Consider the following 15,344-nt stretch of genomic DNA (forward strand, 5'->3'; position numbering starts at 1 on the left):
AGGGCTGAGCCCCGTGCAATACAGGACTCAGCCCTTGGCGGCCTAACTTACCCGTCCAACTTTACGGGGTCAGTTCATAACTGGTGCGGGCCGTTTTTCATTAGAGATCGCCGTGCAGGTCTTGCGTCAGCAGACGGTACGCCTCGGCTTCTGAAATCCTGAGCCGGTACTTGCACGCCAGCACGCGCGCCAGGCCATGCGCCGCGCCCGGCGGGCTGTGCCGCAGTTGTTCGCGGTAGGCCTCCACTTCATAGCGCAGGCGCCAGCGCCGGCTGGCCAGGTAGAGCACGCCCATCAGGCCCCAGCTGCGCCAGAACTGGCGCACATGCACCTTCTCATGCTCGATCAGCGCCTGGCTGGCGCCGGGGCGCAGCAGGATCAGCGGACCGGGCGTGAAGCCGTCAAACCCGCGCGGTATCAGCCAGCGGGTTTCGACGACCAGGCACAAGGGCGAGCGGCAATAGCGGAGCATGCACCTAGCATAGCGCGGATGCCGCCGCCCTGCCGCTGGCTCAGGCCGCCGCCTGCAGCGGCGCGGAGGCGGCCAGCCCCCCGGCCTGCCCGCGCGAACGTCCCGAGCTCAGGTACCCGGCGATCGATTCCTGCGTGACCTCGCCCAGGTAGGCGCCGTCAGCGCCCATCACCGGCAGCCAGCTGGTGTTGTGCTGGTACATGCGCGACAGCACGATGCGCAGGTGCTCGTCGAAGGCCGCGGTGACGGCGAACGGGCGCATCACATCACTGCACTGCCCCTTGCCGGAGCGCGCATCGCGGCGCGTGACATAGCCCAGCGCGACCTGGGCGTCGTCCACCACCGGCAGGTGGCGCACGTCGGCATCGTCCATCACGCCCAGCGCTTCGGCCAGCGGCATGTCGGGGCGGCAGCTCGGCGGCATGGTGGCAGCGTCGCCGGCGCGTACCAGCAGCAGGCGCTTGAGGGTGTTGTCGTGGCCGACGAAGGCCTGCACGAACTCATCGGCCGGATGCGCCAGCAGCGCGTCGGGGTGGTCGAACTGCACCAGCTTGCCGCGGCGGAACACCGCGACCTTGTCGGCCAGCTTGATCGCTTCGTCGATATCGTGCGAGACCATGATCACGGTCTTGCCGAGCTGGCGCTGCATCTGCAGGAATTCGTTCTGGATGCTCTCGCGGTTGATCGGGTCGACCGCACCGAAGGGCTCGTCCATCAGCAGCAGCGGCGCATCCGCCGCCAGCGCACGGATCACGCCGATGCGCTGCTGCTGCCCGCCTGACAGCTCGCGCGGGTAGCGGCTGAGCATCAGGTTGGGATCGAGCTGCACCATCGCCATCAGTTCACGCGCGCGCTCGCGGCACTGCTTCTTGTCCCAGCCCAGCAGGCGCGGCACCACCATGATGTTCTCTTCGATGGTCATGTTGGGGAACAGGCCGATCTGCTGGATTACGTAGCCGATCTTGCGGCGCAGGGTCACGCCGTCAAGGCCGCGCGTATCCTCGCCCTCGATGCGCACCGTGCCCGAGGTCGGCTCGATCAGCCGGTTGATCATCTTCAGCGTGGTGGTCTTGCCGCAGCCCGAGGGGCCGAGGAAGACGCAGATCTCACCGCGCGGCACCGTCAGCGACACGGCGTCGACGGCGCGCGTTTCGGTGCCGTCTTTCTGCGGGAAGGACTTGGTGAGTTGGTCGAGTTCGATCATGTGCGGATTCCCTTTGGCGTCAGTGCCCGCTGCAACCACTGCAGGAAGGCGTCCGCCACGATGGCGAGCAGGCTGACCAGGACCGCGCCCACGGCCAGCTTGCTCATGTTGCTCTGGCTGATCGCCTGCAGGATCAGCACCCCAAGGCCACCCGCGCCGATGATGGCGGCAATGGTGGCAACCCCGATATTCATCACCACGGCGGTACGCACGCCGCCGAGGATCACCGGCACCGCCAGCGGCAGGTCCACCAGCCGCATGCGTTGCCAGGCGGTCATGCCGATGCCGCGTCCCGCTTCCTGGATGCCGGGGTCGACATTGGCCAGCGCGGTGTAGGTGTTGCGCATGATCGGCAGCAGCGAGTACAGGAACACCGCCGTCACCGCGGGCACGTAGCCAAGCGCATGGCCGAAGCGCGCGAAGATCGGGATCATCAGCCCGAACAGCGCGATCGACGGCAGCGTCAGCACGATCGTCGCCAGCGCCAGCAGCGGCGTGGCCAGCGCGCGGAAGCGCGTGATCACGATGCCCAGCGGCACCCCGATCAGGATCGCCAGCCCCACTGCCGAGCCCACCAGCGCCAGGTGCTCGCCGGTCATTTTCAGCAGCGTGGGCCAGCTGTGCTGCAGGTAAGAGAACAAGTCCATGCGGCCTCCCTCAGATCAGTCCGTGGCTGCGCAGGAAGTCCTCCGCGACCTTGTCCACCGGCTGCTGGCCGATGTCCACCTTGTAGTTCATGTCGGTCATGCTCTCGTTGTCGAGCTTGGCAGCGAGTGCATTGAGCAGGCCGGCCAGTTCCGGATGCTTGTCGAGCACCGGCTTGCGCACCACCGGCACCGCGTTGTACGGCGGGAAGAAATGCAGGTCGTCTTCCAGCAGCACCAGGTCGAAGCCCTTGACGCGGCCGTCGGTCGCATAGACCAGGCCCAGCTCCACCTGGTTGTTCTTCAGTGCGGTGTAGACCAGGCCCGGGTCGAGCTGGATCACGTCGCGGCGCGAGAACGGCAGCTTGTACAGCGCCTTGAGCGGCTCCAGGCCGTCCGGGCGCGCAGCGAATTCCATGTCGACCGCGAACGGATGACTGGCGTCGGGGCCGGCGCGGCGCATCTGCTCGGCAAAGCCCGACAGCGTGGTCACGCCGCTGGCCGCGCGTTCCTTCGGCATCGCCAACGCATAGGTGTTGTTGATGTTCGAGGCATCGAGCCACACCAGCCCGCGCGCGCCGTCCATCTGCTTGACGCGCTCGTAGCTTTCCCTGGCGCCGAGTTTTTCCTGGACCTTGTTGAACACGATCAGCGCGGTGCCGGTGTAGTCCCACACCACGTCGAGCTGGTTGCTCTCCATCGCCTGGCGCATCAGCGTGCTGCCCAGGCCGGCGGTCAGTTCGGTGGTGAGGCCCTTGGCGCGCAGGTATTTCGAAGTCATCGACGACAGCAGCAGCTGCTCGGTGAAGTTCTTGCCGCCCACGCGGATCGGCGTGGCCTCGGCATGGGCTTCAGGCGCAGTGGCCAGCGCCAGGCCCGCCGCAAAAGCGGTGACGGCAGCCACCACCAGGGCGACGCGCCGGGCGCGGCGGCGGATGAATTGCATCTGGTTTTCCATTTCGGTCCCCATGTTCAGCGCGCCAGCCCGCGCCGGCGCAGATACAGCTGGCCGGCGGCGGCAAAGAGTGCGTCCAGGGCCAGCGCCAGCAGCGCCGTGGCGGCAGCGCCCAGCAGCAGCAGCGGCTGGTTGTTCAGGTAGATGCCCGGGAAGATCAGCTCGCCCAGGCTGTTGGCACCGATCAGGAAGGACAGCGGCACCGTGCCCACGTTGATGACCAGGGCGATGCGGATGCCGGCCAGCATCACCGGCAGCGCGTTGGGCAGTTCCACGCGCACCAGGCGCTGCACCGGCGTCATGCCGATGCCACGCGCCGCTTCCAGCAGCGTGGGCGAGACATTGCGCAGGCCTTCGTAGGTGTTGCGCACGATCGGCAGCAGCGAGGCCAGCCACAGCGCCAGGATGGCGGGCCGCTCGCCGATGCCGAGCACGGCCAGGGCCAGCGCCAGCACCGCCAGCGACGGCACGGTATTGCCCACGTTGAAGACCTGCATCAGGCGGTCGGCCCAGCGGCGCATGCACGGGCGGCTCAGCGCGATGCCGGCCGGGATGCCGGTGGCCAGCGCCAGCGTCATGGACAGCACCACCAGGCGCAGGTGGTCGGCCACGTCGTAGAGCAGGCGCTCCTGGTACTGGCGAATCACATCGACGCCGATCCATGCCACCAGTGCAGCCAGCGCGGCCAGCGTCAGTCCTGCCCAGGCGAAGGCCCGTGCCGATTGCTTTGACATACTCTCCCCTTTTCCGAAACCGAAAAGCGCGCAGCACGCCACTTCCCGGCGATGGAAAACAATATGGGCTGGTGCGTGCGGAGATAGGGCGCCACCAGTCCCGGTTCAGATTGCATTGCCGCCATGACCGGCACGATTGCCGGCGGACGGTCTGTGGATTCCTCCGCCGTGGGCGGGAAGTCCGATTGACGGGATGCCGGGTTGAATTGGCAGTCCCTGAAGCGGCGCAACCGGCGACGCAAAGTTGTTTGCGATCGATTGGCCAGTGGCAGCGCAAATATTGAAGTTTTCCGACGCGCCGCCGGTCCATCGGCCGTTGACTGGCAAGGGCTGGCGAGGTTTTGATACCCCCGCATCTCGCCTCAACGGATGACAAAGAGAGCGCTATTATAGCGATCTTCATCGATCCTGTCATCTTCCCGCATTTTTCCGACCTTCCTGCGCCGATCTTGCGCGAACTGGCGGCAGTAGGACGGCATGTTCGGTCGTGCATTAGCCGACACATGGAGACTTCCCGGATCGTTCTGAAATCGCGGAAACCGGACAGCCAGTTGGTACGCCAGCAGAACAATCTGTTGCCCGGCGACCCTCTACTCTTTCCGCGCCAAAACACTAAATTGACGAGGTAGCTGAAACGACGGGAAACCGGCCCGGCCATTGCCGCGCGGAACCCGCCCACTGGAGAAAGACATGGACACCCTTGCCACCACCTTCGCCACCGTTCCCGCCGCCGCCGCCGAAACCGTGCAGCGCTCGCGCGCCGTGGACCGCGTGGTGCGGGGCATCGCCACCTCGGACGGCGCCGGCGTCAAGCTGACCCGCGTGCTGACGCAGAACCTGCAGCGCCGGCTGGACCCGTTCCTGATGCTCGATGCCTTCGGCACCGACAGCAAGGACGACTACATCGGCGGCTTCCCCGATCACCCGCACCGCGGCTTCGAGACCATCACCTACATGCTGGCCGGGCGCATGCGCCATCGCGACAGCGCCGGCAACGAGGGGCTGCTGCAGAACGGCGGCGCGCAGTGGATGGTGGCGGGCGCAGGCGTGGTCCACTCGGAAATGCCCGAGCAGGAAGACGGCCGCATGGAAGGCTTCCAGCTGTGGCTGAACCTGCCGGCCGCGGACAAGATGACCGCGCCGTGGTACCGCGACCTGCCCGCCGCCGAGATCCCGACGGTGGCGCTGGACCACGGCGTCACGGTGCGCGTGCTGGCGGGCGCCACGCACGGCGTGGCCGGCGCGATCACGCGCCCGGTGACCGAGCCGGTCTACCTGGACGTGCACCTGCCGGCCGGCCAGACCTTTGCGCAGGCGCTGCCGGCCGGGCACAACGCGTTCGTCTACGTGTACCGGGGCGAGGTTTCGATCGGCAGCGGCGACGACCGCGCCGTGATCGAGGCCCAGCGCATGGGCGTGCTGGACAACGCCGGCCAGTCTGACGGCGTCATCGTCAGGGCCGAAGCCGACGCGCGCTTCCTGCTGATCGCAGGCCAGCCGCTGAACGAGCCGATCGCGCAGTACGGGCCGTTCGTGATGAACACGCAGGAGCAGATCTACCAGACCCTGGCGGATTTCCGCGACGGGCGCTTCGCCACCAGCGCCGCCACCACCGGCGCCTGAGCCCTGCCGGCGGGGGGCCGCCCTGGCCGCCCGCCGCTGCTCCAGTCCAGCCGCTGGCTCCGCAAGGGGCCGGCGGCTTTTTTTCGTGCTGTGGCCGGCACGCGACTTGCAACCACCCCCAAACCGTTGCAGGGACTGGAATGACGCCGGAATCGGCCCGCCCGGTGTCCTGTCACTTATATAATCCATCACCAATATCGGGCATCACCAAACCATGATGAATGCTGCAATGCGTCGCGGCGATGCTGCGCCACGCACTGCCGCGCTGTTGACTCATCCCACGTTGCTGCCATCACAACAACCCGAGCCGCCTCAGTGACATCACAACTCCCTCCCAGGCTGGCGCTGGCCCATATCAGCAAGCGCTACCCGGGCGTCGTCGCCAATGACGACGTCAGCCTCAGCGTCGCCCCCGGCGAGATCCATGCCGTGCTGGGTGAAAACGGCGCAGGCAAATCCACCCTGATGAAGATTATCTTTGGCGCGGTCCGTCCGGATGCCGGCGAGATGCACTTCAACGGGGCGCCGGTCACCATCAACAGTCCGCACGACGCCCGCAACCTGGGCATCGCCATGGTGTTCCAGCATTTCTCGCTGTTCGACACGCTGACCGTGACCGAGAACATCGCACTCGGCCTGCCCGCCGGACAGCAAGGCAACATGAAGCAGCTGGCCGAGCGCATCCGCGCCACTGCCGAGCGCTACGGACTGCCGCTGGAGCCGAACCGCCATGTGCATACGCTGTCGGTCGGCGAGCGCCAGCGCGTGGAGATCGTGCGCGCGCTGCTGGCCAATCCGCAGTTGCTGATCCTGGACGAGCCCACCTCGGTGCTGACCCCGCAGGCAGTGGAAACGCTCTTCGTCACGCTGCGCCAGCTGGCCGCCGAAGGCACCAGCATCCTCTACATCAGCCACAAGCTCGACGAGATCCGCGCGCTGTGCCATCAGGCCACCGTGATGCGCATGGGCAAGGTCACCGGCGTGTGCGATCCGCGCCAGGAAACCGCGGCCTCGCTGTCGCGGCTGATGATCGGCGGCGAGCCCCCGCGCGAGACGCGCGTGGCTGCCGAGCGCGGCCCGGTGCGGCTCAGCGTGCAGGGCCTGTCGCTGCCGCGCGCGCATGCCTTCGCCACCGAGCTGAGCCGGATCTCGCTGGATGTCCACGCCGGCGAGATCGTCGGCATTGCCGGCGTGTCCGGCAACGGGCAGCAGGAGCTGCTGGCCGCGCTGTCCGGTGAAGACACACGCGCAGACAACATGTCGGTGCAGCTCGGCGGCAAGCCAGTCGGCCGGCTCGATGCGCGCCAGCGCCGGCGCGCGGGCCTGGCCTTCGTGCCGGAAGAGCGCCTGGGCCGCGGCGCGGTGCCGGGCATGAGCCTGGCGACCAATATCCTGCTGTCGCACCAGACGCCACCCTATGTGCGGCAAGGCATGATTTCTCCCGGCGCGGCCACCGGGCTGGCTTCGGCCGTGATCAGCCGCTTCCGCGTCAAGGCCAGCGGGCCGCACGCGCTGGCGCGCAGCCTGTCGGGCGGCAACCTGCAGAAATTCATTGTCGGCCGCGAGATCGAAAGCGGCCCTAAGGTACTGATCGTGGCGCAACCGACCTGGGGCGTGGACGTTGGCGCCGCGGCGCAGATCCACAACGAGATCCTGGCGCTGAAGGCCACCGGCTGCGCCATCCTGGTGGTGTCGGAAGAGCTCGATGAGCTGTTCGCGATCTGCGACCGGCTGCACGTGATCGCCAAGGGCCGCTTGTCGCCTTCGGTGCCTGCCGAGACCGCGACGCGCGAGCAGATCGGCCTGTGGATGAGCGGACTGTGGCAAGGCGGGCCCGCCCAGGCGCAATCCGGCGCGGAGGTGGCAAGCCATGGCTGATGTGCGACAACTGCTGCCCCGCTCCCCCCTCTCGCTGGCGCCGCGTGGCCTGCCCTCGCGCACCATGGCCTATGCCTCGCCGGTGATCGCACTGGCGCTGACGCTCCTGTTCGGCGCGCTGCTGTTCCTGGTGCTCGGCAAGGACCCCGTGGCCGCGCTCAAGGTCTTCCTGGCCGATCCGCTGCGCGACCAGCGCGCCATCGGCGAGGTGCTGCTCAAGACCGTGCCGCTGGTGCTGTGCGCACTCGGCCTGTCGGTGTGCTACCGCGCCAACGTGTGGAATATCGGCGCCGACGGGCAGCTGATTGCCGGCGGCATCTGCGCCGGCGCCACCGTGCTTTACTTCGATGTGCCGGGCCAGGCCATGAACGGCACCGTGGTGCTGGTGCTGGCCTCACTCGCCGGCATGGTCGGCGGCATGCTGTGGGCCTCGCTCACGGCGGTGCTCAAGGACAGGTTCAACGCCAACGAGATCCTGGTCTCGCTGATGCTCACCTATATCGCGCAGCAGCTGCTGCTGTGGGTGGTCAACGGGCCGCTGAAGGATCCCAACGGCATGAACTTCCCGCAGTCGAAGGTGTTCTCGTCCGAGTACCTGCTGCCCAACCTGATGTCGGGCTCGCGCCTGCATGCCGGCTTTGCCGTGATGCTGGTGCTGGTGGCAGTGATGACCGTGTTCGTGTTCCGCAGCTTTGCCGGCTACCGCCTGCAGGTGGGCGGCACCGCGCCGGCGGCGGCGCGCTACGCGGGTTTCTCGGCGCGCAGCGCGCTGTGGAGCGCACTGCTGATCTCGGGCGCCACCGCGGGCCTGGCGGGCGCGTTCGAAGTGACCGGCCCGATCGGCCAGCTGCTGCCGTCGATCTCGCCGGGCTACGGCTTCACCGCCATCATCGTCGCCTTTATCGGCCGGCTGCATCCGGTCGGCACGGTCTTCGGCGGCATCATGATGTCGCTGTTCTATATCGGCGGCGAGATGGCGCAATCGCGCCTGGGCCTGCCGTCGGCCATTGGCTGGGTGTTCCAGGGCATGCTGCTGTTCTTCCTGCTGGCCTGCGACACGCTGATCGAAAACCGCCTGCGCTGGCGCGCCACCACGGCCTGAGCGGAGCTACAGAACAATATGGAACAACTCGCTCCCCTTATCGCCACCGCCATCAACGCCGGCACGCCGCTGCTGCTGGCCGCGCTGGGCCTGCTGATCAACGAGCGCTCGGGCGTGCTCAACCTCGGCGCCGAAGGCATGATGCTGGTGGCCGCGGTGGCCGGCTTCATGGTCGGCTACCAGACCCAGTCGCCGCTGCTCGGCTTTGCCGCCGGCGCGCTCGCCGGCATGCTGATGGCTACGCTGTTCTCGTGGCTGGCGCTGGTACTGGCCACCAACCAGGTCGCCACCGGCCTGGCGCTGTCGATCTTCGGCACCGGCCTGTCGGCCTTCATGGGCCAGCGCTTTGTCGGCTTCGCCATGCCGGCGCAGGCCAAGGCCGTGCCCGGCCTGGCCGACCTGCCCTTCTTCGGGCCGGCCTTCTTCCAGCATCACTGGATGGTGTATTTCAGCCTGCTGCTGTGCTTTGCCATCATGTGGTTCCTGTTCCGCACGCGCGCGGGGCTGACCTTGCGCGCGATCGGCGAAGCGCCCGAATCGGCGCACGCGCTGGGCTACCCGGTGCGCACCATCCGCTTTGGCGCGCTGCTGTTCGGCGGTGCCTGCTGCGGGCTGGCCGGCGCCTACCTGTCACTGGTGTACACGCCGATGTGGGTCGAGAACCTGGTCGCCGGCCGCGGCTGGATCGCGCTGGCGCTGACCACCTTCGCCACCTGGCGCCCGGGCCGCGTGCTGGTGGGCGCGTGGCTGTTCGGCGGCGTGACCATCCTGCAGTTCTACCTGCAAGGGATCGGCGTGTCGGTGCCGTCGCAGTTCCTGTCGATGCTGCCCTACGCGGCCACCATCGTGGTGCTGGCGCTGATCTCGCGCAACCCGGCCTGGATCCGGCTGAACATGCCGGCCTCGCTGGGCAAGCCCTTCCGGCCCGGCAATGCCTGAGCCTCGAGTTTTTTGACGGAAATCCCTGAGCTACCAACAATTCATCACAAGGAGAAATCATGATCGTCACGCGCAGGAAGACCCTGGCGGCCCTGGCCGCCACCGCCTTGCTGGCCCTCGCGGGCTGCGGCAAGAAAGAGGCCGACAAGCCTGCCGAGACGGCGGGCGCGGCCTCCGCGCCCGTGGCCGAGCAGAAGGCCGAGCCGCTCAAGGTCGCCTTCGTCTATATCGGGCCGGTCGGCGATGCCGGCTGGACCTTCGCGCATGACAACGGCCGCAAGGCCGTGGAAGAGAAGTTCGGCGACAAGGTCAAGACCACCTTCGTCGAGAACGTGCCCGAATCCGCGGCCGACGCCGAGCGCGTGTTCCGCGACCTGGCCAGCCAGGGCAACAAGCTGATCTTCGGCACCACCTTCGGCTACATGGAGTCGATGCTCAAGGTCGCCAAGGAATTCCCGGACGTGAAGTTCGAGCACGCCACCGGCTTCAAGACCGCCGAGAACCTGGCCCAGTACGACGTGCGCACTTATGAAGGCGCCTACCTGGCGGGCGTGGTCGCGGGCAAGATGAGCAAGACCGGCAAGATGGGCGTGGTGGCATCGGTGCCCATCCCCGAGGTGATCCGCAATATCGACTCGTTCACGCTGGGCGCGCGCAGCGTCAACCCCAAGGCCACGGTCAAGGTGGTGTGGGTCAACAAGTGGTTCGATCCGGGCAAGGAGCGCGAAGCCGCCACCACGCTGACCGGCCAGGGCGTCGACATGCTGATGCAGAACACCGACTCCGCCGCCGTGGTGCAGACCGCGCAGGAAAAGGGCGTGCACGCCTTCGGCTGGGACAGCGACATGAGCAAGTTCGGCGACAAGGCCCATCTGGCCGCGTCGGTGATCTCGTGGGGCGTCTACTACAACAAGGTGGTGGAAGACGTGCTGAACAAGCAGTGGAAGAACAGCACCACGTGGTGGGGCCTGAAGGAAGGCATGATCGACCTGAAGAGCTTCAACGCCGATGTGCCGGCTGACGTCAAGGCGCTGGTCGAAGAGCGCAAGAAGGGCATCGCCGACGGCAGCGCGCCGATCTGGAAGGGTCCGATCAAGGACAACACCGGCAAGGAACAGCTGGCCAAGGACCAGGTGGCCGACGACGGCTTCCTGCATGGCGTGAAGTTCTACGTCGAAGGCGTGGAAGGCAAGATCCCGGGCTGATTGGTGCACCAGAGCCGCCCGAGCTTGCCCAAGCAAGGTGTTCTCCCTCTCCCCTCAGCGGGAGAGGGGAGCAAACCGCCAGCCTTGGCTATCCCCAAGGCATCTCCCTGCACCTCCGGAACTTGAAGCCGCCGATAACGGCCCAAGCTATCTGTGCATGCGCCAGTGACCGGCGCGCTATGTGAAGGAGGCCTCTCATGTGGAAGCGATTTTCGGCCCTGTGGACGCTGGTTCGCCGCGACGGCCGCCTGTTCTGGTACGCGCTGCGCCATCCGGACGCGCCGGCCTGGCTCAAGCCCGCCGCCATCGGGCTGCTGCTCTACGCAATCTCGCCGATCGACCTGATCCCCGACGTGGTCGCGGGCCTGGGCATTGTCGATGACGTGGTGCTGATTCCACTGGCGGTGCACCTGATCCTGAAGCGCCTGCCGCCGCATATCCTGCGCCAGGCGCAGACGCGCGCCACCGCCACCACGGTCCGGCCGCACTGACGGCATCGCTCAACGACAAAGCCCCGGGGCAGCGCCTGCCGCCCCGGGGCTTTTGCTTGCCTGGCTGGCTGTTGCTCAGTTCGGCAGCAGGATGGTCGAGCCCGTGGTCTTGCGCGATTCCAGGTCGCGGTGCGCCTGCGCCACCTCCGACAGCGCGTAGCGCTGGCGGATATCGATCTTCACCTTGCCGGTGGCCACGGCGTCGAACAGGTCGGCCACCATCGGCTCCAGCAGTTCGCGGTGCACCACGTAGGTCATCAGTGTCGGCCGCGTCAGCCGCAGCGAGCCCTTGTTGCCCAGCACCGACAGGTCAAACGGCGGCACCGGACCCGAGGCGTTGCCGAAGCTGACCATGGTGCCGCGCGGCGCCAGGCAGTCGAGCGAGCCCTGGAATGTGTCCTTGCCGATCGAGTCATAGACCGCCGGCACGCCCTTGCCGTTGGTGATCTCCCTGACCCGTTCCACGAACGACTCACGCGTGTAGACGATGGTGTGGGCGCAGCCGTTGGCGCGTGCCAGTTCGGCCTTCTCGTCGCTGCCGACGGTGCCGATCACGGTCACGCCGAGCGCCTTGAGCCACTGGCTGGCAATCAGGCCGACGCCGCCGGCGGCGGCATGCAGCAGCACCGTGTCGCCCGGCTGCACCTTGTAGCTGTCGCGGATCAGGTACTGCGCGGTCAGGCCCTGCAGCATCATCGCCGCGGCGGTGTCGAACGGGATCGCGTCGGGCAGCCGCACCACGATATCGGCCGGCATCACGCGCACCTGCGCGTAGGCGCCGGTGGGACGGCCGGCGTAGGCCACGCGGTCGCCCACGGCGACGTGGCGCACATCCTCGCCCACCGCTTCGACCACGCCGGCGCCTTCCATGCCCAGCCCGCCCGGCAGCGGCTGCTTGTACAGCCCGGTGCGGAAATAGACATCGATGTAGTTCAGGCCCACCGCCTCATGGCGCACGCGCACCTGGCCGGGGCCGGGCTCGCCCACTTCGACATCGACCCACTGCATGACTTCGGGACCGCCGGTTTGCTCGATCCGGATGGCTTTGCTCATCTGTGTCGCTCCTTCGCTATGGTGTTGTATCGGTGGGAATTCAGTTGCCGGCTTCAGCCTCGCGCGTCAGCCCGGCGATCAACAGCTCGGCAGTGGCCACGTTGGTGGCACACGGCACGTTGTGCACGTCGCAGGCACGCACCAGCGCGTTGATATCGGGTTCATGCGGCTGCGGCGTCATCGGGTCGCGCAGGAACACCACGGCGCGCACCAGGCCTACGGCCAGTTGCGCGCCGATCTGCAGGTCGCCGCCCCACGGCCCCGACAGCATGCGCGTCACCTCCAGCCCGACCTCGTCGATCAGGCGCCCGCCGGTGGTGCCGGTGGCCAGCAGCTCGCACTGCGAAAGGAAGGCGCGGTGGCGCGTGGCGAAGGCGACGATGTCGTCCTTCTTGTGGTCATGGGCGATCAGCGCGATGCGGGGGCGAGTCATCAGGGGTTCCTTGTTGCGGGGTCGGTGAACGTCAGGAAACAGGAGAAAGCAGCGGGATCAGAAGGTGCCCGGATAGGCGCCGCCATCGAGCAGGATGTTCTGCCCGGTGATGTAGCCGGCATGACGGCTGCACAGGAAGGCGCAGGTGGCGCCGAACTCGGCCGGCTCGCCGAAGCGGCGCGACGGGTTCGCCGCGGCGCGGCGCTGCGCCACCTCATCGACGCTCAGGCCAGCCTTCTTGGCCCCGCCTTCCATGGTCTTGAGCAGGCGGTCGGTGTTGAACGGGCCCGGCAGCAGGTTGTTGATGGTCACGCCGTGCTGCGCCACTTCGCGCGCCACGCCCGCGACAAAGCCGGTCAGGCCCGAGCGCGCGCCATTAGACAGGCCCAGCACATCGATCGGCGCCTTGACCGCGCCGCTGGTGATATTGATGATGCGGCCCCACTGGCGCGCGATCATGCCGTCGACGGTGGCCTTGATCAGCTCGATCGGGGTCAGCATGTTGGCGTCGAGCGCGGCCAGCCAGTCGCTGCGCTCCCAGTCGCGGAAGTTGCCCGGCGGCGGGCCTCCGGCGTTGTTCACCAGGATGTCGAGATCGCCCAGCTTGGCCACCGCGTCCAGCGCCGCCTTGCGGCCTTCGGGCGTGGTGATGTCGGTCGCCACCGCGATCACGCGGCGGCCATGGCGCGCGCGCAGGCCGGCGGCGGCCTTCTCCAGCGCCTCGGCGCCGCGCGCCACGATCACCACGTCGACGCCCTCGGCCGCCAGCGCGTCGGCGCAGGCAAAGCCCAGGCCCTTGCTGGCGCCGCATACCAGCGCATGCTTGCCGCGCAGTCCCAGATCCATGTCCTTCTCCTTTGTCTGTTGTCTTTGGCGGGCCAGCCCCGGGGCCGGCCCGGAATCACGTCTTTCTTGCCGACAGCAAATACATGCCGCCCATCACCAGCGCGCTGCCGGCCAGCTGCACGCCGCTGATGGGCTCGCCCAGCAGCCAGAAGGCCAGGAACAGGGTCGACACCGGGCCGATCATGCCCGCCTGCGACGCCATCGGCGCGCCGATGCGCGACACCGCCACCATGGTCAGCGACACCGGCAGCACGGTGCAGAACACCGCATTGACGAGTGACAGCCACATCACCGGAGCCGGCTGCGCCAATTCCGCCACCGGCCGGCCCAGCACCAGGTACTGGATCACGCAGCAGGCGGTCGAGACGCACATCGCATACGCCACCAGCCGCAGCGAGCCGATACGCCGCACCAGCTCGCCGCTCAGGATCAGGTAGATACCATAGGTCATGGCGCTGCCCAGCACCAGCGCGCCGCCCAGCCACACCTGGCTGCCGCTGATGTCCAGGTCATGCGCGAATACCAGCACGATGCCGGCGTAGGCCAGCAGCAGCGACAGCCACTGGCGCATGGCGATCGGCCGGCGGAACACCAGCGCGGTGGCCAGCAGCACGAACGACGGCGTCAGGAACAGGATCAGCCGCTCCAGCCCGGCGGTGATGTATTGCAGGCCGATGAAATCGAGGAAGCTCGACAGGTAGTAGCCGATAAAGCCGAGAAACACCACGCGGCCGCGATCCGCCCACGACAGCGGCGCCAGCCGGCGCGACTGCCACCAGCCGATCGCCATGAACAGCGGCACCGCGAACAGCATGCGCAGCGTGATCACCATCACCGCATCGACGTTGTAGCGGTACATCAGCTTGGCGACGATCGCCTTGGCGGAGAACAGCACCGCGCCGACGGCGGCGATGACAAGGCCCGAGCGCTGCGGCGACGGCAGCGCGGCAGGTGCGGCGAGAGACTTCTGGGAGGCGGGCACGGGGAATACAGGGGGAAAGCGGGCGGGCACGTGGGCCCCGCGAAACGACCCGACGATTGTATTCGAAAAGACGCAATGGCATCGGGCATCACCCCGGCGGCCCCGGCCACCTTCCCGGCCACCTTCCCGGCCACCTTCCCGGCCACCTTTCCTGCCCCCTTCCTCGGTATACTCTGGGTCACCTTACCCACTGCACCAGGTTCGTGCCCCAGCCCTCCGACCCGCCTTCCGGCAAGACCGCCGCAGACTACGACTTCACCGAACAGGTGGGCCACCTGCTGCGGCGCGCCTACCAGCGCCATGTGGCGATCTTCCAGCAGACCATCCCGGATTCGCAGCTGACCGCGGCGCAGTTCGTGGTGCTGTGCGCGGTCAGGGACCGCCAGCCGTGTTCGATGAACGAGGTGGTGCGCGCCACCGCCATCGACCAGGCCACGGTGCGGGGCATCATCGACCGGCTGAAGTCGCGTGAGCTGATTGCGGTGTCGCACGATCCCAATGACCGGCGCAAGGTGGTGGTGACGGTCACGCCCGACGGGCTGGCACTGATCGACGAGACCGTGCCGTTTGCGAAGGAGATCTCGGAGCAGACCTTCGGCAGCCTGAATCCGGCCGAGCGTGTGGCGGTGACTTACCTGCTGCGCAAGATGAGTGAGATCGACGAGGGGAACGGCGTCTAGGGTCCACGGACGCCGAGGGTTTTCTCCCCTCTCCCGCTTTGAACTGACCCCCAGAAGTTGGAGACAACTTTTTGGGGTTTTTACATGGCAAAGTACACCGAGC

Annotated in this window: 16 protein-coding genes; 7 read left to right on the forward strand and 9 right to left on the reverse strand. The window is 67.4% G+C overall.

Annotated features, from left to right (window positions below; translation table 11 throughout):
* Positions 1–100: 100 nt before the first annotated feature.
* The 5 genes from AC3WVS_RS31060 to AC3WVS_RS31080 are packed head-to-tail and all read right to left on the reverse strand — an operon-like array spanning position 101 to position 4,009.
* Positions 101–472 (reverse strand): hypothetical protein, encoded by a 372-nt coding sequence (locus tag AC3WVS_RS31060; RefSeq protein WP_010809233.1) that lies wholly within the window; start codon positions 470–472, stop codon positions 101–103.
* A gap of 40 nt (positions 473–512) precedes the next feature.
* Positions 513–1,676, reverse strand: coding sequence for an osmoprotectant ABC transporter ATP-binding protein OsmV (locus AC3WVS_RS31065; RefSeq protein WP_492321713.1), 1,164 nt, complete (start codon positions 1,674–1,676; stop codon positions 513–515).
* A complete protein-coding gene (locus tag AC3WVS_RS31070; protein WP_492321714.1) occupies positions 1,673–2,323 on the reverse strand; it encodes an ABC transporter permease in 651 nt (216 codons plus the stop codon). The genes AC3WVS_RS31065 and AC3WVS_RS31070 overlap by 4 nt, the downstream gene beginning before the upstream one ends.
* A 10-nt stretch (positions 2,324–2,333) precedes the next feature.
* Entirely contained in the window at positions 2,334–3,266 is a 933-nt protein-coding gene (locus AC3WVS_RS31075) for a glycine betaine ABC transporter substrate-binding protein (protein ID WP_492321715.1), read from the reverse strand.
* Positions 3,267–3,292: 26 nt separating this feature from the next.
* The gene (locus tag AC3WVS_RS31080; protein ID WP_010809237.1) at positions 3,293–4,009 is read right to left on the reverse strand and encodes an ABC transporter permease; all 717 of its coding nucleotides are present in this window, start codon (positions 4,007–4,009) and stop codon (positions 3,293–3,295) included.
* A 690-nt stretch (positions 4,010–4,699) separates the two neighbouring features.
* Between AC3WVS_RS31080 and AC3WVS_RS31085 the strand changes: the two genes are divergently transcribed.
* The 6 genes from AC3WVS_RS31085 to AC3WVS_RS31110 all read left to right on the forward strand — a co-directional run bounded on the left by AC3WVS_RS31085 (position 4,700) and on the right by AC3WVS_RS31110 (position 11,247).
* On the forward strand, positions 4,700–5,632 hold the full coding sequence (locus AC3WVS_RS31085; RefSeq protein WP_492321716.1) for a pirin family protein: 933 nt from the start codon (positions 4,700–4,702) through the stop codon (positions 5,630–5,632).
* 315 nt (positions 5,633–5,947) lie between these two features.
* A complete protein-coding gene (locus AC3WVS_RS31090; RefSeq protein WP_010809239.1) occupies positions 5,948–7,510 on the forward strand; it encodes an ABC transporter ATP-binding protein in 1,563 nt (520 codons plus the stop codon).
* Positions 7,503–8,612, forward strand: a complete 1,110-nt coding sequence (locus AC3WVS_RS31095; protein ID WP_492321717.1) for an ABC transporter permease — start codon at positions 7,503–7,505, stop codon at positions 8,610–8,612. The genes AC3WVS_RS31090 and AC3WVS_RS31095 overlap by 8 nt, the downstream gene beginning before the upstream one ends.
* Before the next feature lie 18 nt (positions 8,613–8,630).
* Entirely contained in the window at positions 8,631–9,551 is a 921-nt protein-coding gene (locus tag AC3WVS_RS31100) for an ABC transporter permease (protein WP_010809241.1), read from the forward strand.
* Between the two features lie 59 nt (positions 9,552–9,610).
* On the forward strand, positions 9,611–10,756 hold the full coding sequence (locus AC3WVS_RS31105; protein ID WP_492321718.1) for a BMP family ABC transporter substrate-binding protein: 1,146 nt from the start codon (positions 9,611–9,613) through the stop codon (positions 10,754–10,756).
* A gap of 197 nt (positions 10,757–10,953) precedes the next feature.
* Positions 10,954–11,247, forward strand: coding sequence for a YkvA family protein (locus tag AC3WVS_RS31110; protein WP_492321719.1), 294 nt, complete (start codon positions 10,954–10,956; stop codon positions 11,245–11,247).
* Positions 11,248–11,322: 75 nt separating this feature from the next.
* Here AC3WVS_RS31110 and AC3WVS_RS31115 read toward each other — a convergent pair whose 3' ends face one another.
* From AC3WVS_RS31115 to AC3WVS_RS31130, 4 genes are read right to left on the reverse strand one after another with little or no spacing between them, the layout of a single operon-like run.
* Positions 11,323–12,300, reverse strand: coding sequence for a quinone oxidoreductase family protein (locus tag AC3WVS_RS31115; RefSeq protein ID WP_035819617.1), 978 nt, complete (start codon positions 12,298–12,300; stop codon positions 11,323–11,325).
* A 40-nt stretch (positions 12,301–12,340) separates the two neighbouring features.
* Entirely contained in the window at positions 12,341–12,733 is a 393-nt protein-coding gene (locus tag AC3WVS_RS31120) for a methylglyoxal synthase (protein ID WP_492321720.1), read from the reverse strand.
* A 57-nt stretch (positions 12,734–12,790) separates the two neighbouring features.
* The gene (locus AC3WVS_RS31125) at positions 12,791–13,579 is read right to left on the reverse strand and encodes an SDR family oxidoreductase (RefSeq protein WP_492321721.1); all 789 of its coding nucleotides are present in this window, start codon (positions 13,577–13,579) and stop codon (positions 12,791–12,793) included.
* Between the two features lie 55 nt (positions 13,580–13,634).
* The gene (locus AC3WVS_RS31130; protein ID WP_492321722.1) at positions 13,635–14,522 is read right to left on the reverse strand and encodes a DMT family transporter; all 888 of its coding nucleotides are present in this window, start codon (positions 14,520–14,522) and stop codon (positions 13,635–13,637) included.
* Positions 14,523–14,764: 242 nt separating this feature from the next.
* Here AC3WVS_RS31130 and AC3WVS_RS31135 point away from each other — a divergent pair, with 242 nt between their 5' ends.
* Positions 14,765–15,241 (forward strand): MarR family winged helix-turn-helix transcriptional regulator, encoded by a 477-nt coding sequence (locus AC3WVS_RS31135; protein ID WP_011614798.1) that lies wholly within the window; start codon positions 14,765–14,767, stop codon positions 15,239–15,241.
* Positions 15,242–15,344 lie beyond the last annotated feature (103 nt).

The sequence above is a fragment of the Cupriavidus sp. CPT47-8839-RL05A genome (assembly GCF_058792255.1).